Origin of the sequence: Prauserella alba (genome assembly GCF_024171735.1) — a bacterium.
Lineage (GTDB): Bacteria > Actinomycetota > Actinomycetes > Mycobacteriales > Pseudonocardiaceae > Prauserella > Prauserella alba.
The window spans coordinates 418299-441605 of record NZ_JAMTCH010000003.1 but is presented as its reverse complement, the minus strand read 5'-3'; the positions used below and the strand labels follow the sequence as shown (position 1 = coordinate 441605).

Annotated in this window: 27 protein-coding genes; 10 read left to right on the top strand and 17 right to left on the bottom strand. The window is 69.8% G+C overall.

Annotation, left to right across the window (positions count from 1 at the left end; genetic code table 11):
* Positions 1 to 262: 262 nt before the first annotated feature.
* Positions 263 to 580: an acylphosphatase gene (locus tag LY12_RS01895; RefSeq protein ID WP_253854807.1), complete on the bottom strand. Its 318-nt coding sequence runs from the start codon at positions 578 to 580 to the stop codon at positions 263 to 265.
* Positions 581 to 815: 235 nt separating this feature from the next.
* Positions 816 to 1325, bottom strand: a complete 510-nt coding sequence (locus LY12_RS01890) for a hypothetical protein (RefSeq protein WP_253852929.1) — start codon at positions 1323 to 1325, stop codon at positions 816 to 818.
* A 226-nt stretch (positions 1326 to 1551) separates the two neighbouring features.
* Here LY12_RS01890 and LY12_RS01885 point away from each other — a divergent pair, with 226 nt between their 5' ends.
* Positions 1552 to 2433, top strand: coding sequence for a helix-turn-helix transcriptional regulator (locus tag LY12_RS01885; protein WP_253852928.1), 882 nt, complete (start codon positions 1552 to 1554; stop codon positions 2431 to 2433).
* 171 nt (positions 2434 to 2604) lie between these two features.
* On the opposite strand, the gene LY12_RS01880 is transcribed toward LY12_RS01885, so the two are convergent.
* From LY12_RS01880 to LY12_RS01855, 6 genes are all read right to left on the bottom strand, one after another.
* Positions 2605 to 3480, bottom strand: coding sequence for an aldo/keto reductase (locus LY12_RS01880; protein WP_253852927.1), 876 nt, complete (start codon positions 3478 to 3480; stop codon positions 2605 to 2607).
* Between the two features lie 307 nt (positions 3481 to 3787).
* Positions 3788 to 4456, bottom strand: coding sequence for an NAD(P)H-binding protein (locus LY12_RS01875; protein ID WP_253852926.1), 669 nt, complete (start codon positions 4454 to 4456; stop codon positions 3788 to 3790).
* A 76-nt stretch (positions 4457 to 4532) separates the two neighbouring features.
* The gene (locus LY12_RS01870) at positions 4533 to 5288 is read right to left on the bottom strand and encodes a carboxymuconolactone decarboxylase family protein (RefSeq protein ID WP_253852925.1); all 756 of its coding nucleotides are present in this window, start codon (positions 5286 to 5288) and stop codon (positions 4533 to 4535) included.
* A 66-nt stretch (positions 5289 to 5354) separates the two neighbouring features.
* Positions 5355 to 5909 (bottom strand): (R)-mandelonitrile lyase, encoded by a 555-nt coding sequence (locus LY12_RS01865; protein ID WP_253852924.1) that lies wholly within the window; start codon positions 5907 to 5909, stop codon positions 5355 to 5357.
* A 235-nt stretch (positions 5910 to 6144) separates the two neighbouring features.
* Positions 6145 to 6546: a (R)-mandelonitrile lyase gene (locus tag LY12_RS01860; RefSeq protein WP_253852923.1), complete on the bottom strand. Its 402-nt coding sequence runs from the start codon at positions 6544 to 6546 to the stop codon at positions 6145 to 6147.
* A gap of 43 nt (positions 6547 to 6589) precedes the next feature.
* Positions 6590 to 7201, bottom strand: a complete 612-nt coding sequence (locus tag LY12_RS01855; RefSeq protein WP_253852922.1) for an MmyB family transcriptional regulator — start codon at positions 7199 to 7201, stop codon at positions 6590 to 6592.
* Positions 7202 to 7340: 139 nt separating this feature from the next.
* Here LY12_RS01855 and LY12_RS01850 point away from each other — a divergent pair, with 139 nt between their 5' ends.
* The 6 genes from LY12_RS01850 to LY12_RS01830 all read left to right on the top strand — a co-directional run bounded on the left by LY12_RS01850 (position 7341) and on the right by LY12_RS01830 (position 11172).
* Positions 7341 to 7676 carry a carboxymuconolactone decarboxylase family protein gene (locus LY12_RS01850; RefSeq protein ID WP_253852921.1) on the top strand — a complete coding sequence of 112 codons (336 nt, stop codon included), beginning with the start codon at positions 7341 to 7343 and terminating at the stop codon, positions 7674 to 7676.
* 248 nt (positions 7677 to 7924) lie between these two features.
* Complete coding sequence (locus tag LY12_RS25810) at positions 7925 to 8047, top strand: hypothetical protein (RefSeq protein WP_301301745.1); 123 nt, start codon at positions 7925 to 7927, stop codon at positions 8045 to 8047.
* A 103-nt stretch (positions 8048 to 8150) separates the two neighbouring features.
* Entirely contained in the window at positions 8151 to 9395 is a 1245-nt protein-coding gene (locus LY12_RS01845) for an MFS transporter (RefSeq protein WP_253852920.1), read from the top strand.
* Between the two features lie 31 nt (positions 9396 to 9426).
* Positions 9427 to 9780 carry a cyclophilin-like fold protein gene (locus tag LY12_RS01840; RefSeq protein WP_253852919.1) on the top strand — a complete coding sequence of 118 codons (354 nt, stop codon included), beginning with the start codon at positions 9427 to 9429 and terminating at the stop codon, positions 9778 to 9780.
* A 3-nt stretch (positions 9781 to 9783) separates the two neighbouring features.
* Positions 9784 to 10377, top strand: coding sequence for a cyclophilin-like fold protein (locus LY12_RS01835; RefSeq protein WP_253852918.1), 594 nt, complete (start codon positions 9784 to 9786; stop codon positions 10375 to 10377).
* 27 nt (positions 10378 to 10404) lie between these two features.
* Positions 10405 to 11172 (top strand): SDR family NAD(P)-dependent oxidoreductase, encoded by a 768-nt coding sequence (locus LY12_RS01830; protein ID WP_253852917.1) that lies wholly within the window; start codon positions 10405 to 10407, stop codon positions 11170 to 11172.
* Positions 11173 to 11389: 217 nt separating this feature from the next.
* On the opposite strand, the gene mutM is transcribed toward LY12_RS01830, so the two are convergent.
* From mutM to rsmD, 7 genes are all read right to left on the bottom strand, one after another.
* On the bottom strand, positions 11390 to 12262 hold the full coding sequence (gene mutM / locus LY12_RS01825; protein WP_253852916.1) for a bifunctional DNA-formamidopyrimidine glycosylase/DNA-(apurinic or apyrimidinic site) lyase: 873 nt from the start codon (positions 12260 to 12262) through the stop codon (positions 11390 to 11392).
* An 18-nt stretch (positions 12263 to 12280) separates the two neighbouring features.
* Entirely contained in the window at positions 12281 to 13024 is a 744-nt protein-coding gene (gene rnc / locus LY12_RS01820) for a ribonuclease III (RefSeq protein ID WP_253852915.1), read from the bottom strand.
* Between the two features lie 11 nt (positions 13025 to 13035).
* The gene (rpmF, locus tag LY12_RS01815; RefSeq protein ID WP_030531269.1) at positions 13036 to 13218 is read right to left on the bottom strand and encodes a 50S ribosomal protein L32; all 183 of its coding nucleotides are present in this window, start codon (positions 13216 to 13218) and stop codon (positions 13036 to 13038) included.
* An 87-nt stretch (positions 13219 to 13305) separates the two neighbouring features.
* Positions 13306 to 13941, bottom strand: a complete 636-nt coding sequence (locus tag LY12_RS01810) for a YceD family protein (protein WP_253852914.1) — start codon at positions 13939 to 13941, stop codon at positions 13306 to 13308.
* A 191-nt stretch (positions 13942 to 14132) separates the two neighbouring features.
* Positions 14133 to 14912 carry an SPFH domain-containing protein gene (locus LY12_RS01805; protein WP_253852913.1) on the bottom strand — a complete coding sequence of 260 codons (780 nt, stop codon included), beginning with the start codon at positions 14910 to 14912 and terminating at the stop codon, positions 14133 to 14135.
* A 173-nt stretch (positions 14913 to 15085) separates the two neighbouring features.
* A complete protein-coding gene (coaD, locus tag LY12_RS01800; RefSeq protein WP_253852912.1) occupies positions 15086 to 15568 on the bottom strand; it encodes a pantetheine-phosphate adenylyltransferase in 483 nt (160 codons plus the stop codon).
* Positions 15569 to 15734: 166 nt separating this feature from the next.
* The gene (gene rsmD / locus LY12_RS01795; protein WP_253852911.1) at positions 15735 to 16346 is read right to left on the bottom strand and encodes a 16S rRNA (guanine(966)-N(2))-methyltransferase RsmD; all 612 of its coding nucleotides are present in this window, start codon (positions 16344 to 16346) and stop codon (positions 15735 to 15737) included.
* Positions 16347 to 16656: 310 nt separating this feature from the next.
* On the opposite strand from rsmD, the gene LY12_RS01790 reads away from it, so the two are divergent.
* The 3 genes from LY12_RS01790 to LY12_RS01780 all read left to right on the top strand — a co-directional run bounded on the left by LY12_RS01790 (position 16657) and on the right by LY12_RS01780 (position 20919).
* Complete coding sequence (locus tag LY12_RS01790; RefSeq protein WP_253852908.1) at positions 16657 to 18792, top strand: HelD family protein; 2136 nt, start codon at positions 16657 to 16659, stop codon at positions 18790 to 18792.
* A 201-nt stretch (positions 18793 to 18993) separates the two neighbouring features.
* A complete protein-coding gene (locus LY12_RS01785; RefSeq protein ID WP_253852906.1) occupies positions 18994 to 19740 on the top strand; it encodes a DUF1444 domain-containing protein in 747 nt (248 codons plus the stop codon).
* 198 nt (positions 19741 to 19938) lie between these two features.
* Positions 19939 to 20919: a SagB/ThcOx family dehydrogenase gene (locus LY12_RS01780; protein ID WP_308292049.1), complete on the top strand. Its 981-nt coding sequence runs from the start codon at positions 19939 to 19941 to the stop codon at positions 20917 to 20919.
* 90 nt (positions 20920 to 21009) lie between these two features.
* Here the strand turns inward: LY12_RS01780 and LY12_RS01775 are convergent, their stop codons facing one another.
* Positions 21010 to 21639: a hypothetical protein gene (locus LY12_RS01775; protein ID WP_253852900.1), complete on the bottom strand. Its 630-nt coding sequence runs from the start codon at positions 21637 to 21639 to the stop codon at positions 21010 to 21012.
* 206 nt (positions 21640 to 21845) lie between these two features.
* The gene (locus LY12_RS01770; RefSeq protein ID WP_253852898.1) at positions 21846 to 23102 is read right to left on the bottom strand and encodes a PucR family transcriptional regulator; all 1257 of its coding nucleotides are present in this window, start codon (positions 23100 to 23102) and stop codon (positions 21846 to 21848) included.
* Between the last annotated feature and the right edge of the window lie 205 nt (positions 23103 to 23307).

Sequence of the window (23307 nt, the reverse complement as noted above, 5' to 3'; positions counted from 1 at the left end):
GGCGCGGCCCACCTCGGCCGCATCCACATCGGGCCCATCGAGCCGCGCCGACCTGCCACTTTCGCCTCAGCCGCCTCGAACGTCTCACCCGGCTCATACGGCTCACGCGGCCCGGCGTTCCCGTGGCGTCACAGCGCGGCCGGTGGCGTGACGACACCGCTGGCAGTCCCGGCTCGGTGCCGGACAGGAGCCCGCTGGCAGTGTCCGCTCGCGGTGCTTGCTGTCGACTTCTACTGGCAGCGCTTTCCGGTCGGCGTCGTCGTCAGCGCTCGACGAACTCCGACAGACCGCCTTTCGGCTCGGCCCACAGCTCGGCGACGTGATCCACCCGGCCCGGCGTCCGCCCGCCACGCAGCGACTCCAGCAGGCGTTCGCACCGCTCGCGAGGGCCTTCGGCGACCACCTGCACCCTGCCGTCGGCCAGGTTGGTCGCGCTGCCCACCAGTTCCAGCTCCAGCGCGCGGCTGCGGGTCCACCACCGGAACCCCACGCCCTGCACGGCGCCGTGCACCCACGCGGTCACCCGCGCCGGGTCATCCGGCCGGGAACTGTCCGGCCGCGAGAGGTCGTTCGTCCCCACGGTCTCGTCCGTACCCACGGTGTCGTCTCGTTCACCCACGCGTCCATGATGGCGCCGCCGGCGCAGTCTCCGCCCACCCGGCCTACCCACCTGCGCGCACCGGGGCGTTACCCGACAGTGATAGCGTTCCGCCGTCGTCCATCCGGGTTGTCTGAGTCGGAGGAAACCGCATGGCCCCCTCGCACGACGAGACCGCACCCCCGCGCGAGTCGTCCGGACGCTGGCAGCGCACCGGCTACCTCGCACTGGCCGCGAGCGGGCTCGTGCTGGCCACCGCCTTCGGGGCACTCGCCCAGGTCACGACCGGCGGAGGGGACCAAACCACCGCCGACGGCGACGGCAGCTCCCAGGTGGAGAACACGGGCAGCGACAGCACCACGGCCCGGCCCGGCAGCTCCGAGCCCGGTGCGACGACCGAAATGGTCGACGGCAAACCCGTTCCCGCCTCGACGAAGCCGACGTCGACGACCAGCACCAAGGTCAGCATCGGCCCCGACGGCACGCCCACGACGACGCTGATCACCACGACCGACGACCCGCAGCCGTCCTCGCGCGACGACGGACCGGACAACCCGAATCCGCGACCCACGGACAAGCCGGACCCGGAACCGACCAGCAGCGAGAGCCCGACCTCGAGCAGCGCGACAACGAGCTCGCCGCCACCAAGCTCGACAAGCTCGAGTACCTCGTCGAGCGCGTCGCCGGAGCCCACCTCGAACACCACGAGTTCCGGCAGCGGCTCCACGACGCCAAGCCAGTAGTCGCACAGTCCCACCTCGGGCCGCGCTCAGCGACGTGGAACTCCGGCCGGGCCTGCGCTCGGAGCGCACGGCGCGAAGCGTTCGACGACCGGCCGGCGAGCGCTCCGCCGCGGATGCCTGTCACAGAACCGGCCCACCCGGGAACCCGGTGCGGTGACAGGCACTGCTGGGACCTGCCTGGCGTCCGCGAGCCCGATTACGGTTGGAACCATGGACAATCGAGCCGAGATCCGGGAGTTCCTGGTCACGCGTCGGGCGAAGCTGCGCCCGGAGGACACCGGGTTGCCGGACTTCGGCGGCATCCGCCGCGTCCCAGGTCTACGCCGCGAGGAGGTCGCGCTGCTCGCCGGGGTCAGCGTCGAGTACTACACCCGACTCGAGCGCGGCGGCTTGGCCGGCGTTTCCGACAGCGTCCTAGACGCCCTGGTCCGGGCGCTGCAGCTCGACGACGCCGAGCGCGACCACCTGTTCAACCTCGCCCGTGCCGCAGGTCCCGCGCCGAGATCGACGCGCAGGAAGCGCGGCCAGGTCTCGGCAAGCCTGCAGCGCCTGCTCGACGGGATGACAGGAGTGCCCGCATTCATCCGCAACGGCCGCCTCGACGTGCTGGCGATCAACGCACTGGGTCAGATGCTCTACTCGGAGGCGTTCGTGAGTCCGCAGCGGCCGGTCAACCTGGCCCGGTTCTGCTTCCTCGACGAGGGCGCACACCGACTCTACCCGGACTGGCAGACGGCGGCCGACACCGCCGTGGCACTGCTGCACACCGAGGTCGGACGCGACCCGTCCAACGAGGAACTCACCGAGCTGGTCGGCGAACTGTCAACGCGATCGCAGCAGTTCCGGACGCTGTGGGCCAAGCACGACGTGCGACTGCATCAGAGCGGCTACAAGGACTTCCGCCACCCCGCGGTCGGCGACCTGCGGTTGAGCATCGACGCACTCGAGCTGCCCGCCCAGCGCGGCCTGACGCTCACGGCCTACAGCGCCGAGCCGAACACCCCTTCGGAGGGGAAAATGCGTCGGCTGGCCGAGCTGACCTTCGGTCCCGACCAGCGGCCGCTCGCGTCCGAAGCCCCCTCGTCGCGGTGAGCCGCCGGCGCGCGCCGGGCAGGGAGCGGCGGGCGCGAAGTGCGCGAGCGACCGGTGTGCCATCGGCCTGGTGGCCTCGCGGAGGCGGGTCCCGAGTACAGGTGACGATTCGCCCGTACTCGGGACCGTCGCGTCATCCGGGAACACCTCTCCCGGACCGACGCACCCTGCTCACTTACCGCTGTAGACGGGGAACACGCTGGCATCGCCGTAGTCCTGGTCGTGCAGGTTCTGCAGGGTGACCATGTCGGCGTCCGAGATCGAGAAATCGACCTGTGCGTTCGCACGCATGTGCTCCGGGTTCGCCGTCTTCGGCAGCGACACCGTGCCCAACTGCAGGGTGTAGCGGATGCACAGCTGCGGGACGGTGACTCCGTATTTTTCCGCCATCGCTCGGATGTCCGCGTTGTCCATGATCTCGCCGTGTGCGATCGGTGAGTACGCCTCCACGAGGACGTCCTTGCTCTCGCAGTAGGCGAGGAGTTCGGTCGGGGTGTTGCCGGCGTGGACGAGGAGCTGGTTGACGTGCGGGACGACCGTGCCGCCCTCGATGACGTTGGCCAGATCCTGTTCCCGGAAGTTGGACACTCCGATGGCACGGAGCTTGCCCGCGTTGTAAGCGTCCTCCAGAGCGCGCCAGGCCGCACGATTGCCCTCGGCGTAGTCCCCACCACGGAAGTCGTCCCACGGCTGCGGACTGTGGACGAGCATCAGGTCGATGTAGTCCAGGCCCATCGTTGCCAAGGATCCGTCGATGGCGGCAGCCGCGTCGTCGTAGTCCTTGATCTCGGCGGCTAGCTTGCTCGAGACGAACAGGTCCCGGCGTGGCACGCCGGCGGTGGCGACACCCTCGCCGACACCGCGCTCGTTGCCGTATGCCTGAGCGGTATCGATGTTGCGGTAGCCGATCTCGACGGCATCGCGGACCGCCTGAGCGGCCTTGTCGTCGTCGATGAACCAGGTCCCCAGCCCCAGTTTGGGAATCGCGACACCGTTGGACAGGGTGTGGTTCTCGTCGAGGATCATGAGTTCTTGCTCTCTTTCCATCGGTGAATGCTGATCGCCGTCAGCGCAGTTCGGTAGTGGTTGAGGGGTGCCGGGCAGCCGGTCACCCCGTGTAGGAATGAGATGCCTCCCCTGGCACGGGACGGCCCCGGTCGAATCCGGCGAGCGCGTCGACGTCGAGGACGACTATCGCGATCCCCACGTTAAGCTGGGACTCCACGTGCCGGGAGGCCCTGCCGGTACCACCCCTCACCCGGGGCTGCCTACCGCCTGCCACGAGGCTCCCACGCGCTGCCGACCATGGGCGATCGGCGACGAGGTATCGGCGAGAGCGGCAGCGTGGTCCCCTTCACTTGCCGGCTGCGGCGTCAACCGCGTCCGCGATCGGGGCGGCTCCCCCGGTGAGTTCGAGGATCTCGTGAGCGAGGTCGTCTCGGTGCGCGAGTTCGGCCAGCACGGCGGCAACGTCGGCCCGGGTCACGTCGCCGTAGTCGACCGCAGGCCCGAGGGTCACCTGCCCGGTGCGGGCACCGCTGGTCAGCGTGCCCGGGCGGACGATGACCCAGTCCAGACTCGTCGCGGCGAGGGCGACGTCGGCACGCTTCTTGATCTTCATGTACTCCTCGAAATCCTTCGGCATCCCCTGGTCACGCCACGCTTCGGGGAACGCCGAAACAAGCAGGAACCGGTGCGCGCCAGCGGTTTCGGCCGCTCGCGCGACGACCGCGACGCCTTCGCCGTCGACCACGCGCGCGATGTCGGTCGGGGCGCTGCTCGCCCCGGCTGTGTAGACGACCACGTCCGCCCCTTGCAGGACCCGGGCGATCCGCTCGGGCACGCCCGAGCGGATCTCGTCGGCGATGTCGAGCTGAACGGGCTCAGCACCTTGCGTGCGGAGCCCGTCGGCCTGTTCGGGGCGGCGGTGGACCGCGACGACACTGGCCCCGCGAGCACTCAGCTCGCCGACGAGGTGGGAGCCGACCCCTCCGGTGGCTCCGAAGACGACGATGCGCGCCATCGTGGTGTCACTCCTCATCTTCTGTCAGCGGCACGGTCGCCGACCAGTGCGACCATCCTGTGGAGGCATGTCTCCGTCACCGGGATTCGAGGGTCTCGGTGACTGCGGGCATGGCCGTGAACACCTTCGGCCAGCCCGTGAAGTAGGCCAGATGGTTCAGCAGCGGGTCGACCTCGTCCGCGGTCAGACCGTTGTCCATCGCGCGGCCGAGGTGGTAAGGGACCTGGTCGGCCTGCGCGGTCGATACCAGGGCAACGACCGTGACGAGGCTGCGATCGCGCGATTCCAGACCGGGACGCAACCACAGGTCGTCGAACACCACGGAGTCGGTGTCATCGACCAGCCCTTGCGAGACGTTCCCGTACTGCTCCTGAACTTCGGCTTCCCGGGTGGCCTCGGCAGCCTCGTCCTGGTTCAGCAGGTCGGGGTCGGCCGCGGGCAGTTCGGACTCGTCGATACCGCGCTCTGCGAAGATCGCGGCGACCGGGTCGACGGCGGCCATGGCGTTCTGCCATCCACTGTAGAACCCCAGGTGGGTGATGGTCTCGGAAACCTCGGCCGGGCTCACCCCGTCGTCGAGAGCCTTGTTGACGTAGAAGCCGAGGTCCGTGGTCTGTCCGCTGGCAACCAGCACCGCGATCGTCACCAGGCCACGGTCACGGGCCGAGAGACTGTCATCGGCCCACAGTTCCCGCACTTGTTCGGCGTCGTACTGCGCCAGCGCCGGGGCAACGTCTTCGACGGCGGTCGCGCGTACATCCGGTTCCGGCGCATCGGCGGACTGTTGGCTGGTGCAGCCGACCAGAAGTGCCCCGCTTGCGATCAATGCCACCGCAGGACGAGCGAGGTGGCTGACACGGCGAGAAGATCGGTTCGTCATCCGAGCGTTCCTTTCGGGTCAGGCCTGGTCGAGGTACTGCTCGTCGGTCACGTGCTCCATCCATTCCGCGTTGGAGTCGTCGATGGTGTCCTGCACGGCGATGTGCGTCATCGCCTCGCCTGCAGTGGCTCCGTGCCAGTGCTTCACGCCCGGCTCGAACCACACGACGTCGCCTTGGGACACGGTGATCCGGTCCTGACCCTCCTGCTGGATCCACCCAGTACCCTCGGTGACTATCAGCCGTTGCCCTGCGGGATGGGAGTGCCAGGCGGTGCGCGCACCGGGCTGGAACGTCACCCGGCCGGCGCCGCCGGTTGAGGCGTCGTTCGGTTCGTAGAGGGGCACGATCTCCACGTCCCCGGTGAACGTCTCGGCATCACCGGTGGTGCGCTCGCGCTCGCCGGCCCGAGAGACCGTGATGCCCTGCTCCTCCGAGGCAGCGGATGCTCCCGGCGTTCCCGAGCGCTGTCCGTCGGCGGTGGGGTTCTCGTCCGACGCGCAGCCGGTGAGCAGCGCGCCGGCGAGGGTCGCCGCGGCGATGCCCGGCGCGGTCCTGCGGACGGTCTTCGTCATGATCGCTCCGAAGTAATGGGGGGGTGGGTGCGGTGAGGTCTCCCATGACACCGGAGCCGGCGCGTCTTCGACAGATCCTGCTCAACGGGGGTACTGACAGGGCCTGCCATCGGCCCAGGAGTGTGCACGGTGGTTCGCGAGCATGCCGCCGACATGCGACGATCGCCCCGGGAACCCGTGCGCACGGGTTCCCGGGGCGATCGTCGGTCGCGCGTCGTGCCGGACCGGAAACAGCTCAGCCGGCGTTGTACTCGGCGTCGGACACGTGCTCGAGCCAGGTGGTCGTCGTGGCGGGATCGTCACCGTTCTCCAGCATGGCGAGGTGCTCCATGAATCGATCCGGGGCCGCGCCGTGCCAGTGCTCCTCACCGGGCGGGCAGTACGCCGTCTGACCGGGGTGCAGTTCGACCTTCTCGCTGCCGCGGGACTGCACCCACGCCACCCCGGACGTGACGTGCAGGGTCTGCCCGCGGGCGTGGGAGTGCCAGGCGGTGCGAGCCCCGGGGGCAAACCGGACCCTGGAGACAATCATCGCCTGGCCCTCGTCCTGTGGGCTGGCGATCATGTCCACCCAGACGTCTCCGGTGAACTGCTCCGGCGGGTTCTTGGCCGTCGGAGCAGGATCGATGATCTTCATAACGGACACTTCCTTTCGGGAGTTCTCTCCTTGACGGAGTCGATCACGCAGGCTTGGTGTCTGCCCGGTCGTCGAGTGCGGAGTCCTGGATCCAGCTGGCGAGGATGCTCAATCGCTCGGCTGTCGCCGTCCCTGGCTCGGCGGTGTAAACCCTGAGCGTCAGCACGGGGTCGGCGACCGGCATGAGGTCCTCCCGGATCAAGTCCAGCTCACCGACCAGCGGATGATCGACAGTCACCCTCGGCGGGTAGCAAGCGCGGAGCCGCTCCGAGGACCAGCGGGTCCGGAACGGGGGGCTGACCGTCGAGAGCTCGCCGATCAACCGGTGCAACGCCCGGTCACGGCGGGCTTGCGCTGCTGTGGCACGCAGCCAATCGACGTGCTCGTCGGCTATCCGGTCCCACTCGGGGTAGAACGCCGTCGAGGTGTTCTCGTCGAGGAAGACGAACCGGGCAAGATTGGACCGGCCCTCCCCGAGTGCCGGTGCCAGCAGAGCTCGTCCGAGCGCATTCGTCGCGACGACGTCCAGCTGGTTGCTGACGACGATCGCCGGCATGTCCGCGACGGCTGCGAGTGCGGAACGCAGACCGGCCCGCAACCTGGGCGCGTCCTGCCCGCGACTGCGATTTCGGCGATCACCGGTACCCGTGCTCACATCCGTCACGGTACGACCACCTCCGAAGCACGGTGCCAGTCCCTGCTGGTACCCCCTCACGACCAGGTCTCCCACACACGCGGAATCGACGGTTACATGGGGGATAACAGGCCAACGGCTACTCGCGGATGGAGCGGCGATGAGCAACGAGCAGAGCACCGGTTGGACAGGTGGACAGAACGCCTTCGGCGACTTCGCGCCCGGGATGGTCCACTACACCGACAAGGTCCTCTTCGACGAGGTCTGGGAGCGCGAGGAACTGTCCAAACGCGACCGCAGCCTCGTTACGGTCGCAGCGCTGACCGCGCTGGGAAAGACGGATCAGCTCCGATTCCACCTCGACTTCGCCCGCCGGAACGGTGTGGCGGAAGAAGAACTCAAGGAAACTCTCCTGCACCTCGCGTTCTACGCAGGCTGGCCCAACGGCATGAGTGCGACGACCGTGGCCAAGGAAGTCTTCGGCGAGGGCGATTGATCGCATCGCCGACAGCAGTCCGGCCATGTGATCGGCCTGTCGTCGGTCGCAGGACTCAAGGCCTACCCCGCCGGTGCCGTATACGGCGGCACCGAATGGTTCGTGCGCGACTTCATGGGGAGGTCCTGCGCATGGAGTCGACCCAGGAGGAGACGAACATTCGCACCGCGACCCTCTACCCCACGGCCGTCAACACCGAGCTGCTGTAGACCATCACCGACCGGAACACCGCGGACGGTGCGCAAGCGATGTGCGACCAGTACGGAATTTCTCCCGACCGCATCACCGACGTGGTGGCGTTCGCCCTGAACCTGCCCGCCGGCCCGACGGTCAACGAGTCCACCGTCGGGCCGGCGAACCAGCCCTGGTGATGCTCCGCCCTCGGCATGCCGGCGGGGCCGTTGGAGAGTCCGGCAGCACTCCGGCGGCAGGCGCGGCGAGGAGAAACCAGGACGACCAACGGATGAACCTGCGATGACCCGATCCACCACGAACACACCGCCGGGACGCGTCCCGCACCTGCCCCGTCGACGGCTGGGATTCGCAGCGGCGACCGCATCGCTGGTCGTCGTGTTCGCCGCCTCCGGCGCCCCGATCCCGCTCTACGAGCACTACCGGGCCGCGGACGGCCTGACCACCGGGGACCTTTCGATCGCAGCCGTGACGTACTTCGTCGCGGTCATGCTCGCTCTCGTCGTCCTCGGGCGGCTCTCCGACCACCTCGGGCGCAGGACCGTCACCCTCGTAGCCGTCGGCCTCGCCGCCGCCGGGTCACTGGCGCTGCTCGACGTGACCGGGCTGGGCGTCCTCATGACTGGGCGTGCCCTACAGGGCCTGGCCTGTGGCCTCGGCTCCTCTGCCATCGCGGCCTACATCGTCGACCTCACCCCGGAACGGCCACGCTGGCTGGCCGCGACGGTCGTGGCCGGCTCACCTCTGATCGGGCTGACTCTCGGTGCGGTCGGAACCGGAGCACTGGCCGAGTACGGCCCGGCGCCCGAGCAGGTCCCCTACCTTGCCGTGACGGTCCTGCTCGGCGTGTGCGCCGCGCTACTGCCGGCAAGCCCCGAGGTCGTCGTTCGCCGCTCCGGCACGCTGAACTCACTTCGCCCGCGCGTGCACCTGCCGCACACGATCCGCCCTCTGCTGCCGGCGGCGATCGCCGTGTTCTGCGGCACGTGGGCCCTCGGCGGCTTCTATCAGGCTTTCAGCCCCACCATCTCGGCCCAGAATCTCGGCACCACGAACACGCTGGTCGCCGGGATCGTATTCGCGTCCTTCATGGCCCCCTATGCCGTCGGCGGACCGCTGACCGGCCGGCTGAATCCGGGCGCCGCGCAGCGAACCGGCATCGTCGTCTTCGCCCTCGCCGTCGCCGGTGTCGTCCTCGGCCTGCGCACCGGAACCGTCACCGCGGTCATCGTGTGCGGGATCGTCGCCGGAGCCGCCCAAGGAGCAGCGTTCACCGGCTCCGTGCGCGGCCTCCTGCAGCGGATCGGCCCGGCCGAGCGCGCAGGGCTGATGTCGACGGTCTATCTCTTCTCCTACGGCGGAGCCGCCGTCCCCAGCCTCATCTCGGGACGCCTCACGGCCACCGGCATGCCCCTCCGGACCATCTCACTCGGCTACGCCGCGCTGGCCGTACTCGCCGCGGTCGTCGTGCTCCTCGCCTCGGTGCGAGGACACGCGCGAACCGTTGCCGAGGGCGGCCGGACCTAGCACCTCACAGACAACGAAAGGCACCCACGTCATGGACATCCGAATCACCACCGGCACCGCGACCCTGACCGGGACACTGAACGACAGCACCGCAGCACGCGACTTGGCGGCGATGCTGCCCCTGACGGTCGCCCTCGCCGACTTCCACGACACCGAGAAGATCGCCGACCTGCCGCGCACGCTGCGCACCGCGGGTTCTCCCAGCGGGGCCGCCGCGACGATCGGGGACATCGCCGACTACGCCCCCTGGGGCAACCTCGCCATCTTCTACCGCGACTTTCCCCACGCGGCCGGCCTCGTCGTCCTCGGGCACATCGACGACCCTCTCGACGCCCTTCCAGGCACGGAGAGTGACCAGGCCGTGACGATCGCGGCCGTGGCGTAGCCCGTGGCCGCGGCGCGAACCGCCCAGGTCGGACGCGGAAGGCTCCTGGCGATTCGACGACCCAAGATCACGGCCGCGGCGACGGCGGTGATCGCGATGATCCTCGTCGGATGCAGCACGCCATCGTCCGACGAGGGCACCGAGGACGACCCGTCGCCGCAGATGTCCGGAACTCGGGATGCGACCACATCCGGTCCTGCCGCCGGGGCATCCAACGACGCGGAGCAGAGCGTCGTCGGCACGGTCGTCAGGTTCCGCGCCGGCGACGCCGTCGTCGATGTGACCATCGGCGAGGACACCACCGCCACGCGCGATTTCCTGTCCATGCTGCCGACCACGCTCGAGCTCGAGGAGTTCGACAACAGCGAGAAGATCGCCTACCTGCCCCGCGAACTCGACCGGGACGGCACGGCGGGCTCCGATCCCGAGGACGGCGACCTCATCTACTACACCCCCTGGGGCAACATCGGGTTCTTCTACGACGCCTCGGGCTTCGGCCACTCCGACCAGACGCTACACCTCGGGACCTACGACGCCACCGAAGAAGAACTCTCCGAGTTCGAGGGCCGGGAGACCACAGTCGAGATCGTGGACTGAGGCAGTACGCACCGAAGGGAAGAAAACATGGATGTCACCTACGACTTCACCGGCCGGACGGCAGTTGTCACCGGCGGCAGCGCCGGGATGGGCGAGGCCACCGTCCGCGCCTTCGCCGAGTCCGGCGCGAGCGTCGCGATCATCGACGTCGACGCCGGCGCAGCCCGGACACTCGCCGACGAGCTCGCCACGCGAGGCCTGGCAGCTCTGGCCGTGCCCTGCGACGTCACAGACGAGCAGCAGGTCGCAACTGCCGTGCGCGCCACCGTGGACGCGTTCGGCAGCCTGGACATGGCGTTCAACAACGCCGGCATCATGCTCCCGCCGGTCGACTCCGCCGACGAGACCGCCGAGGCATTCGACCGGATCGTCGACGTCAACCTCCGCGGCGTCTGGGCATCGATGAAACACGAGCTGGGGCAGATGCGTGAGCAAGGCTCCGGCGCGATCGTCAACTGCTCCTCGCTCGGCGGCCTCGTCGGCGGCGACGGACGCACCACTTACCACGCGACCAAGCACGGAGTGATCGGAGCTACCAGGAGCGTCGCACTGCAGTACGGCAAGCACGGCGTGCGCGCCAACGCCGTGTGCCCGGGAACCATCGCCACCCCGATGGTCGAGCGTATGGCCGCAGGTGGCGAGCTCGATCCGGAAGCCGCCGCTACCGGTGTCCCGCTGGGCAGACTCGGTCGCCCGGAAGAGATCGCCGCTGCCGTGCTGTGGTTGTGCAGCGACGCCGCCAGCTACGTCACCGGCGCGGCCCTGCCCGTCGACGCCGGGCACACCGCGCAATGACCATCCTCCGGGTGGGTGCCGACGCGGAGAAGCGGCTGCTTGCCTTCCTGTAACCAGCCCCGGACGAGCCCGTGTCGCTCGCTCCCGTCCAGCCCACCTGCCCTCCGGCCGGACCCGGCCCTCGGCACGAGCGACACGGCCATCCGGACGCGGCGTCCCGGCCTACTTCGCGAGCCCGGAGGCGGCCCCGGCACGCGAAGTAGGCCGACGACCGATTTCAGCGGGCCGTGGGGCTCCGGCGGGGCCTGCGCTGGCAGGTCGGGCAGAAGTAGGACGACCGGTTGGTGAACGCTTCGCGGCGGATGTCGGCGCCGCAGCGGCGGCACGGCTCGCCCGCCCTGCCGTAGACGTTCAGGGAGCGTTCGAAGTAACCCGACTCGCCGTTGACGTTGACGTACAGCGCGTCGAACGAGGTCCCGCCCGCGCCGAGCGCGTCGGCCATCACCTCGCCGGCGGCGGTGAGCACCAGTTCACCCTGCGCGCGGGTGAGCCGTTCGGTGGGGCGTGTGCCGTGGAGGCGTGCCCGCCACAGGGCCTCGTCGGCGTAGATGTTGCCGATGCCGGATACGAGGGTCTGGTCGAGCAGCGCGCGTTTGATCTCCGTGCGCCGACGTCGCAGCGCCGCCACGGCGGCGGCCAGGTCGAATCGCGGATCCATCGGGTCACGGCCGATGTGGGCGACGCTCGCCGGCACGACGGTGCCGTCTGCGTCGACGAGGTCGTCGAGGGCGAGCCCGCCGAACGTGCGCTGGTCGACGAACCGCAACTCGGGGCCGTCGTCGGCGAAGCGGACGCGCACCCGCAGATGCTTCTCGTCGGGTGCGGATGCGGGCTGAACGAGCATCTGACCGCTCATGCCCAGGTGGGCGAGCATGGCCTCGCCGTCGGCGAGGTCGAGCCACAGATACTTGCCGCGCCTGCGGGCCGCGGTGATCTTCACGCCGGTGAGTCTGCCCGCGAAGTCGTCGGCTCCCGGTACGTGCCTGCGGATCGCCCGCGGGTGCAGCACGTCCACCGAGGCGATGATCCGGCCCGCCACGTGCCGTTCGAGACCGGCACGCACGACCTCGACCTCGGGAAGCTCAGGCACGTGCGACTCCGGGCGGGGTCAGGACGACGACTCGCCGCCGAGGTCGAGCTCCGCAGACAGCGCACGCCACGCCGTCTCCGCGGCCTTCTGCTCGCCTTCCTTCTTCGTCGTGCCGCTGCCGCTGCCGAGGTCGCGACCACCGACGTACACCGTGGCCGTGAACTCCTTGCGGTGGTCGGGCCCGGTGTCCTCGACCTTGTACTCGGGCACGCCGAGTCCCGCCGACGCGGTCAGCTCCTGAAGACTGGTCTTCCAGTCCAGGCCGGCTCCGCGCAGCGGCGCCTCCTCGAGGAGCTGGCCGAACAGCCGGTGCACGAGCTCACGCGCGGTCTCGATGCCGTGCGCGATGTAGGTCGCGCCGATGACGGCTTCGAGACCGTCGGCCAGGATGCTCGCCTTGTCGCGACCGCCGGTCAGCTCCTCCCCTTTACCGAGGAGCAGATACGTGCCGAGACCGCCGTCACCGAGCTCACGGGCCACGCCCGCGAGTGCGTGCATGTTGACGACGCTCGCCCGCAGTTTCGCCAGCTGCCCTTCCGGAAGGTCGGGATGCTTGCGATACAGGTGATCGGTCACCACCAGGCCCAGCACCGCATCGCCGAGGAACTCGAGTCGCTCGTTCGGCAGCAGACCACCGTTCTCGTACGCGTACGAGCGATGCGTCAGCGCGAGCGTCAGCAGTTCGCTGTCGAAGTCGACACCGAGCGCCTCGAGCAGCGGTGCGGGATCTGTGGCCGGACCTGCCGGTGCCTTACCCCCCATCTCGCGGAACCTCAGGCCGGCTCGACGACCTGCCGCCCGGCGTACTGACCGCACTCAGGGCAGGCGACGTGCTGCGGCTTCTTGGCCTTGCAGGCGCGGTTGGAGCACTCCACGAGCTGCACCGGCGTCGCCTTCCACTGCGAACGGCGGGCGCGGGTGTTGGAGCGCGACATCTTCCGCTTGGGGACAGCCACGGCTGATTCTCCTCATCAAAATCTGCCCGCGATCGCGCGAGCTGTTTGCTCGAACTCAGGGGTGGGATGCGGCACCGACGTGCGGTGTCACCGGTCCGAGCCGTCGGATCCTTCTTCTGCCGGGTCACTCGGGGCGTCCGAGACGTCCTCCGTGTCCTGCAGTCGCTCGACGAGCGCGGCCCACCGAGGGTCTATCGTCTCATGTCCGTGTCCGGGCTCGAGATCGGCCCACTTCACGCCGCATCCGGAGCACAGTCCGGCGCAGTCGTCGCTGCACAGTGGCACCAGCGGCAGCGCGAGCACGAGCGCGTCCCTGACCACCGGTTCCAGGTCGATGCGGTCGTCGACGACCCGGCTGACCTCGTCCTCCTCGGTGGTCTCGTCCGTCGTCGACTCGGGGTAGGCGAACAGCTCCGTGACGTCGATCGCCACCTCACCGGTGATCGGGTCGAGGCAGCGCGAGCACTGGCCGGCGGTCGGCGCGCTCGCCGACCCGGTGACCAGCACACCTTCCACGACCGACTCCATGAGCAGGTCGACGGCGATGGCCGCGCCGGACGGCACGGTGACCACCTCGGGCACACCCAGCGGCTCGGTGACGGGGATGTCCCGCTGCAGCGGCCGGCTGGCGCCGGGGCGGCGGCCCAGCTCGTGCGTGTCGACCAGCCACGGGTTGCGGTCGGCACGTTCGGAGCTCGGATACGGGGAGCGTTCGTCAGACATCGGATTTCTCGGTTCGAGGGAGGGTGGGACGACCGGCACCGGCGGGCACGACGACCGCCGCGAGGCCGTCAATCCAGGCTACGCGAGCAGGGCGGATCCGTTCCCGGCGGCCGGGCGGAACCGGACAGGGCGGCGCGGAACCTGCAGCCGGGCGGCTCGGGGAACGCGGAAGCCGGCGTGACCGCGCCCGCTCAGTGGGACTGGAAATCGTAGAAGCCGCGGCCGCCCGCACCCGAGGTGTACGAACCGGAGCCCGAGCCGTTGTAGCCGGAACCGCCGGACCCGTTGTAGCCACCGCCGCCGCGGAGGTGGTTGCGGCCGGAGTCGACGGTGCGCAGCGTCGTGGACAGCAGTTCGGAGAACTCGGCGAGCTTGCCGTCGACGTAGGCGTCGCAGTCGCCGCGCTGCTTGTCGGCCTCGGCGTGCGCCTCGTCGACGATGCGGGACGCCTCACCGTGGGCCGCCTGAACGACCTCGGTCTGCGCGACGAGCCGGGCCTGTTCGGCGCGGCCCTCCTCGACGGACCGGTCGTAGGCGTCCCTGCCTGCCTGGACCATGCGCTCGGATTCGGTACGGGCGCGCTCGGTGAGGTCGTGGTACTCGGCCTGCCCCGCGGACACGGAACGCTCGGCCTCCGCCTGCGCGTCGGCGACGAGCTGCTCCGCCTTGGCCCTTGCCTCCGACACGAGCCGTTCGGCCTCGGCGTTCGCCTCGGACACGGTGCGCTCGGCCTGCTCGTTGGCGTTCGAGATCGTCGTGTCGGCCTCGCCCCGCGCGGTCTGCAGCACCTCGTCGCGCTTGTCGAGCACGTCCTGCGCGTCGTCCACCTCGGTGGGCAACGCCTCGCGGATGTCGTCGAGCAGCTCGAGCGCGTCCCCGCGGGGCACCACGCAGCTCGAGGTCATCGGCACACCCCGCGCCTCTTCGACGATCGTGACGAGCTCGTCGAGCGCCTCGAACACCCGGTACACGGCAACTCCCTGGAACTTGAATGTGGCCTGGTACCAGTGTGCCGGTCCGGGCGCGGGTTTTTGGTGACCGGCCGTGGCCGGGCGTGTCAAGCCGCCGCACTGGTCCGGCGTTGAACGCCCCCAAGGGCACGTTGGTTGCACTGAGTGCAACCAACGTGCCCTTGGGGGCGGGATCAGCCGAGTTCGGCGATCCGGGCGAGGAGCCGTTCGTGCACGACGGGCGGCACCATGTTCGTCACGTCGCCGCCGTAGGTCGCGACCTCCTTGACCAGCGAACTGGACAGGAAGCTGTACGCAGGGTTGTTCGACATCAGCAACGTCTCGACGCCGGAGATCTCCCGGTTCATCTGAGCCATCTGCAGTTCGTAGTCGAAGTCGCTGACCGAGCGCAGCCCCTTGACGATCGACTGGATGCCCTGCTCCCTGCAGTACTCCGTGAGCAGGCCGTGCCACGAGTCGACCCGCACGTTCGGCAGCTTCGCCGTGGCCTCCTCGAGCAGCTGCATGCGCTCGGCGATCGTGAACATGCCCTGCTTGCTCTTGTTGATCAGCACCGCGACCACGACCTCGTCGAACAGGTTCGCGGCCCGTTCGATCACGTCCAGATGCCCGTTGGTCGCCGGATCGTAGGAACCGGGACATACCGCTCGCCGCATGGCACGAAACCCTAACCGCGATGCCGAGCACCGCTGCTCGTGTGATCGAAGGACGGGCGGACGTTAGCAACCGCCGGTCGGCGCAGGGCGGGGATGTGGCCGATCTCCACCGTCCGGGATGTCGGCTTCGCCGGGCGGTCGCCGAGCTCGCGGCCGCGGCGGGACGTCACTCGCCGTCGGCCGCCGCGGTCTCGTCGACACCCTGCTCGGCCCCGCCGCCGGTGTCGGTGTCGACCTCGGCCCTGAACAGCGCGCTACCGCCGTAGCGCTTCGTGCGCAGCGCCGTGAGCCCCGCGGGCCAGGCCGGGTCGCCGTCGCGCACCGCACGCTCCACAACCACGAGCGCACGATCGGTCAGCCAGCCGCCACGGACGAGGCCCGCCAGCACACCGGCGAGCGTGTCGCCGGGGAGCGCGTACGGCGGATCGATCAGCACGACGTCGAACGGCTCGCGGCTGGCTTCGGCGACGACCGACTCGACCGCGGCCTGCCGGACACGCCCACCGAGGCCGACGCTGGCGACATTGCCGCGCAGCACCTCGGCTGCGTTGCGGTCCGATTCGACGAACAGCGCGTCGGCAGCGCCGCGCGAGAGCGCTTCGAGCCCGAGCGCACCGGAGCCCGCGTAGAGGTCGAGCACGCGGGCGTCGTCGAGGTCACCCGCCGTTTCGAGGGAGTTGAACAGGGCTTCCCGCACCCGTTCGGATGTCGGCCGCGTCGTCCGCGGCGGCACCCGCAGGGTCCGTCCACCCACTCGTCCGGCCACGATCCTGGTCACGCCCAAATCCTAGGCAGTCACGCGCAACGTGTCCGGCTGGGCGGTGGTGGGAGACGGCCGGGTCCTAGACAGTGGCGCGGAGCGCCACAGGTTGGGCGGTGGTGGGAGACGGGCGGGCCATGGGCAGTCATGCGAAGCGTGTCCGGTCGGGAGACGGGTGGCCGCTCGGCAGGAGCACTACCCGCACGTGCGCGTGCACGCCCGCGGGCGTGGCGAGTGTGACTCTTGGCCGGACCTTGTGCTGGCGGACTCCGGACTCGCGTATTGTCGTTCTTCCCCTTCCCGGCGACTTTGCGGCAGGAGCGCGTCAGTGGCGGAACCTCGGGTCAGACGGGCCGAGATCGCGATCGAACAGTCCCACGTGGACCGGGTGTACCGCCGGCTCGGCGAACTCCGGAGCCAAGCCGAGGACATGCGCGCGAAGGGGTACGAGATCGGTCACGGTGCGCAGCGTGAGGCCGTGTTCGAGCAGGCCTCGATGCTGTTCGAGCGCGACATGATGGTGTTCCACGCGAACCAGACGCTGCAGTCGCTGGACGCCGAGTACGAGGGCCTGGTGTTCGGCAGGCTGGATCACACCGCCGCCGAACCGGTGTACGTGGGCAGGCTCGGCATCCGCGACGCCGACTTCGAGAACCTCGTCACCGACTGGCGCGCCCCCGCGGCGGCCGCGTTCTACCAGGCCACGGCCGAGGCGCCGATGGACGTCGTGCGCCGCCGGGTGATCCGGTGCTCCGGACAGCAGGTGCTCGACGTCGACGACGACGTGCTGATGCCCGAGTCGGTGCCCGACGACATGCCGGTGGTCGGTGAGGGCGCGCTCATGGCGGCCCTCGGCCGGGCGCGCGGCGAGAAGATGCGCGACATCGTCGCGACCATCCAGAAGGAACAGGACGAGGTGATCCGCGCGCCGTGGCGCGGCGTCACGGAGATCACCGGCGGACCCGGCACCGGGAAGACGGCCGTGGCGCTGCACCGTGCGGCCTACCTGCTGTACCGCTATCGGAGGCAGCTGGGCGGTGCGGGCGTGCTCGTGGTCGGCCCTTCCGGGGTGTTCACCTCGTACATCTCGCGGGTGCTGCCGTCGATGGGTGAGACGAACGTCGAGTTGCGAGCGCTGGGCGAGGTCCTCGACGGGCTGGAGGCGGCGCGGCACGATCCAGCTCCGCTGGCCGCGGTCAAGGGCTCACTGCGGATGCGGAAGGTGCTGCAGAAGGCGGTGCGTGACACTCCGCCCGACGCGCCCACGGAGCTGCGGATCGTCTACAAGGGCGAGGTCCTCAAACTCGGCGCCAAGGAGCTGGAGAAGGCGCGCAGGAAGGTGCATTCGGCCGGCGGGCCGCCCAACCGCTCGCGGATGCGCGCCGCGGAGACGCTGCTGGGATGGCTGGCCGACAAAGCCGAGGCCAACGCCGCCTCGGGCGGTCCGCAGCTCGACCGCGCCGACGTGATCCACGACGTCGGCGAGCGTCTCGACTTCCACCGGTTCCTGGTGGCGTGGTGGCCGGTGCTGTATCCGGCCCAGGTGTTGCGCTGGCTCGGCGACGACGACCGGCTGGCGCGCGCGGCGAAGAACGTGCTCACCTCCGACGAGATCGCGCTGCTGGCGGAATCACTGCGTGGTGACGGCGACGACTGGACGGTCGCGGACGTGGCGCTGCTGGACGAGGTGCGCGTGCTGATCGGACCGCCGCCGAAGCGCAGGAAGCAGCGCGCGCAGGACATCGAGCTGGACGCCGAGCAGACGCGCGACTCGGACGATCCGGCCCGGTTGCGCACGGCACGCCCCGCGCACTACGACGAGTACTCGCACATCGTGGTCGACGAGTCGCAGGACCTGTCGCCGATGCAGTGGCGGATGCTGGGCAGGCGCGGGGACCACGCGAGCTGGACGATCGTGGGCGATCCGGTGCAGAGTTCGTGGCCGGATCCCGTCGAGGCCGAACAGGCACGGACGCAGGCGTTCGGGCCGAAGACGAAACATCGCCGCTACACGCTGCGCACGAACTATCGCAACTCGGCCGAGATCTTCGACCTGGCGGCCCGGGTGGTCGCGGGGAGGGCCGCCGAGGACGAGGACCTGCCGAACGCGGTACGCACGACCGGGCTGGAACCGGAGGTCCGCACCACCGACGCGGCCGACCGCGAGACCACGGTGCACGCGGCGGTGAAGGAGCTCCTGGACGCGGTCGACGGGACGGTCGGTGTCATCTGCGCGATGAACCGCGTCCCCGAGGTGGAAGGCTGGCTGGCCGGCCAGTCGGAGGACCGGCTCAAGGTCGTCGGCAGTCTCGACTCGAAGGGCCTCGAGTACGACGCCGTCGCGCTCGTGGAACCGACCGAGCTGATCACCGAGTCGCTCACCGGCAGGCGGGTGCTGTACGTGGCGCTCACCCGTGCGACGCAACAGCTGACGATCGTCGCCTCCGACGACGACTGGCGCTGAGACACGGGAGCGCTGAGGCACCGGAGCGTTGAGGCAATGGAGCGCTGAGGCACCAAGGCGCAGGAGTACCAAGGCGCCGGAGTACAAGGCGCCGGAGTACAAGGCGCTGGGGCGGGGTGCCGATTCGCCGGTTTCGCCCACCTCGTCGCTGCCGGGACGCTAGGCTGCCCGCCTCATGACACGCGTCCAATCGGGAGCACGATGAGCACGCCCCTGTTCGGCGGCCAGGACGAGGCCGACGACGAACGGCTCGCGCGCATACTGGGCGACAGCGCCCCTGCGGGCACGGCACCCCTCGGCGGCACGGCGCCTCTCGCGGGTACGGCACCGCCCAGCGGTACGGCGCCGCCCGAAGCCACGGTGTTCCCGCGATTGGTTCCCGCGGCGGCCGACCTCCACGAACTCGGCTGGGAGTACGCCACGTCGATGCTGCCGGGCACGCTCACGCTCTACGTACACGATCTGCCGGACATGTACCGCTACTTCACCAGCGACACGGTCGCCCGATACGACCCCGAGGAACTGTTCGAGACGGCGATGAGCAACCTTCGTTCCGCGCCGGTGGACGGTCCCGAGCGGATCGGGCAGGACGTGTGGATGGTGACCGGCGACCACGCGGGCGCCCTCGCACTGCTCCTGCCGGAGGTGCTGACCGGGTGCACCGGGCGGGACGACTTCGTTCACGGTGCGCTGGTGGCGACCCCGGTGAACTCGGCGCTGCTGTACCACGTGCCGGCAGGTCCGGATCTCGCCGTCGCGCTCGAGCAGCTCGCGGGGATGGCTGCCGACGCCTTCACGAGGGACGAGCGGACACGGGTCACGCCTGCGGTGTACTGGTGGGACGGCCGCGACCGGATCGAACAGGTCACCAACCTCGATGCCGGCGAGATCGCCGTTCACCTCGACGGCCCGTTCGGGGAGCACTACGGGTATCTGACCGGCGGCTGACCCACCCCGGTTCCCGACCCGACCGGCCGGCCACGTGTGCCGGCGAGGTGATCATCACCACGGCGGCCCGCGACGACGCCGGCGCATGAGCCCCGACGAGCTCGTGGCTTCGCTCACTCGGCCCGATTCCTAGACCGAACCGGTTACGATGCGTTCTGGCGTGGGCTCGACGTGACCAGGCGTAACGGGGAGGGACCAATGGGTGAGCCGCTGAGCCACGATTGGGGTTCGGAGTACGACCGCCACCACCCGTCCGGTTACGACGAGTGGCCTCCCGGTGTGGACCCCCAGCCGCATCCACCCCAGCCCCAGCATGCCGCCGACCACGTCCACCCCACCACCCGGCACACCAGCACGAGCGGTCGCCACGCCCTCCCCGACCCCGACGACCCACCGGACAGCGCCGCCACCCCGCCGGAGCCGGAACCCGCACCGCCGCAGGCCACCGGTGCCGGGGACGCGACCGACCCTGCGGTACGCGACACCGTGCAGCGCGCACTCGCCGTGCACCGGCTGCTCAACGGCCAGACGCCGCCGTCGCCGGACACCCTGCCCGCGCTGCGCCGGATTCCCCTGCCCGACGTCGAACCGCCCCGCACCGATCTGGTCAAGACGTTGGTCAAACGCCGATCCTGGGACGTGTTCGCCCACCGTGGTCTGGATCTGGCTGCGCTGAGCGGGCTGCTGCGGTTCGCACTCGGCGTGCAGCGGTTCGAACCGGCCTACGGGTCCGAACACCACCCGATGGGCATGGCCCCGAGCGGCGACGGGCTGGACCTGCTGCGGGCGTACGTGCTGATCCGCGGCACCGACATTCTCGAACCGGGCGTGTACCGCTACGAGGCGATTGCCCACGAACTCACCCGCCTGACCACGGCCGATCCGGTGCGGCCGCTCCAGCAGGTGTACTGGCAACCGGAGTTCGCGGCGGCACCGGTCACGATCGCGCTGACGACGCAGATGGACGTCGCGTTCGAGCGCAAACCGTTGCGGCACTACCGGACGATGCACGTCGACTCCGGCATCGCGGTGCAGAACGTGTACCTGATCGCCACTGCCCTCGGGCTGGCCTGCTGCGCAGTGTCCGATTTCGACGACGCCAACCTCTCGCAGCTGCTCGGCGTGCCCGAGTCCGAGATCCCGACGATGCTCATCCCGGTCGGCCACCCACCGGAATGAGACCGGACACGCCGAGGCCCCCAAGGGCACTTTGGTTGCATTGAGTGCAACCAAAGTGCCCTTGGGGGCATTTGCTGTCCGGGGCCGGTGTCAGCTGATGGTGATCGGCGTGTCCGGGTCGGTGACCTCGTAGACGGCCTCGAAGGTCAGCGCGTCACCCTCGTTGACCATTCCGAAGCACCCGCCGACGTTCCTGGCTTCGAGTGGAGCGACCCCGTCCGGCAGTGCGACGTCCGGGGTCAGGGTGAGGTCGCCGGTGCCGTTGTCGTACCGGCCCGGCGCGTTACCGACCGCCTCGAAGCTGCACGTGGAGGTCGAGACGCTGACGTTGACCTCGCCGACCCAGCCGGTCGAGACGCCGGTCGCACTGTCGAAGGCGCCGATGTGCAGCTGGTACGGCTGGTCGTTCGGCGTCAACGACACACCGCCGAGCGGGCCGGTGCAGTCCTGGAAACTCACCGACAGGTCGCCGATGGCCGCGGGCGTGGTGTGGCTTCCACTGGCGATCGTGCCGTCGGCGGCCGACGACGAACAGGTCACCTCGGTGCCCGTGTCGGTGTCGGCGAAGCGGACGTCGGTGGCGGTGGCGGCCACCGTTCCGTCCGCGTTCGGGTTGGTGACGGTGATGTCCTGTGCCGCGGACGCGGCGGGGGCCGCTGCGAGGGCGACCGCCGCCGACAGGGCCAGACCACTCATGATGCCCGGCATACGTGTACGCATCGAACTCCATCCTCCGTTGGGTGAAGACTGTTGGTGCGACAACTCGTGCAAGACCGGCCGATCTCGTGGCGATGATCCGGCGCGCCGGATCGCCGCAAGCGACGCTAGGTCGGTCGGATCGGCCGAAACAAGGCATTCACGCCACCACGCGCTGGGCGCTCACCGGTGGCACAACTTTTCCGGCCGGGTTGTCACCGGGCGACGAATCAGCTCCCCGCGTCACCACCGGAAGAGTCGCCACCGGCAGGGTCGCCGCCGCTGAGGCTGTACACGGCCAGTTCGAGCTCGAACCGTCCCCTGGCGTCGCGGAGACGTGCCCCGAACGCGTCCTCGATCCGCCGCATCCGGTACCGCACCGTCTGCGGATGCAGCCCCAGCCGGTCCGCCATGGCGTGGGCGTTGCCCTGCTGCTCGAGCCACGCGCGGAGGGTCTCGATGGTGCGTTCCCGCTGCCGCTGCGTCAGCTCCGACAGTGGTTCGAACAACCTCCTGCGCAGCTGGGCGATGACGGCGTCCGCGTTCTGTAACAGCAGTTCGGGCAGGCGTTCCTCTGCCCACACGACGGCATCCGGCGACGCCGCACCGTCCGCGGCGAGGGTCAGCACGCGCCGCGCGAGCCGCAACGAGTCCGCCGCGTCGAACGGTTCGACCGGCACGCCGACACCGACGGGCCCGCACACCAGCGAGGCCTGCAGCCGCGCGGCCTCGTCGGCCGTCACGGCACCCGGGGCGAGCAGGAACGGGCTCGTACCGGTGACATCCGCCAGCATGTCGCAGGGAACCTCTCCCGACGACGGCCACACCGGAGGGGAAAACGCGATCGCGGTGACCGTGTCGGGCACCGGCCAGCGGGCGAGCCGGGCCAGGTCCTCGATGTCGTCCCGTGCGACGGGGCGTCCGCAGGCCAGCAACCGGACCAGCCTGCGCCGCGCCGCCATAACCGGATCCGCCGGTTCCGACTTCGCCTCGCGATAGCCGTCCAGTGCCACGGACGACAGCTCGTCCATCAGCGCCAGCATGCGGTCGGCCAGTTGTGACATGACGGCCGACGAGAAGCCGCTGCGCCTGCCGAGGCGCATGATCCGCCGCCACGCTACCCGCACGCCGATGCGGTAGGCGTGCTGCAACGTGTCGAGACTGCGGCCCTCGTGCAGTTCCTGCCTGCCGATCCTCCGGTGCACCTCGTGACCGTCCAGCGGCGCCGAACCGCGCGGATGTGCCGGCCCGCCGGTCGCCGCGGCCGGTTCGCCGAGCCGGTCGACGAACAGCGCGATCGCCTGCCGTACGCCTTCGGTCATCCATCGGCCGTAGGGGCCGTCGAACGAGCCCTGGTACTCGGGGATCGCCGCGCGGATCTCCGCGATGATCTCACCGGCGACATCCTCGAGTTCGGGACGCATGATCCCGCCGATGCCCCGCAACAGGCCGGACTCCGACCCTTCTCGTGCACGGTGAGCGCTCACGGGCAGTGACAACTCCCTTCCCCACAGTCATTGGAGGGACGGAGCGAGCACACCACACGACACGGCGAGGCGGAAGACCGGCGCAGGCGGAGAAACCACGGCACTCACCCGAGCAGCCCAGTACGACCGGCGGGTCCGGCGGATCCGGGGCCCGCACCACCGTCGCAGCACGCAGCCGCGGCAGCTTCCACGCCAACCGGAGCGG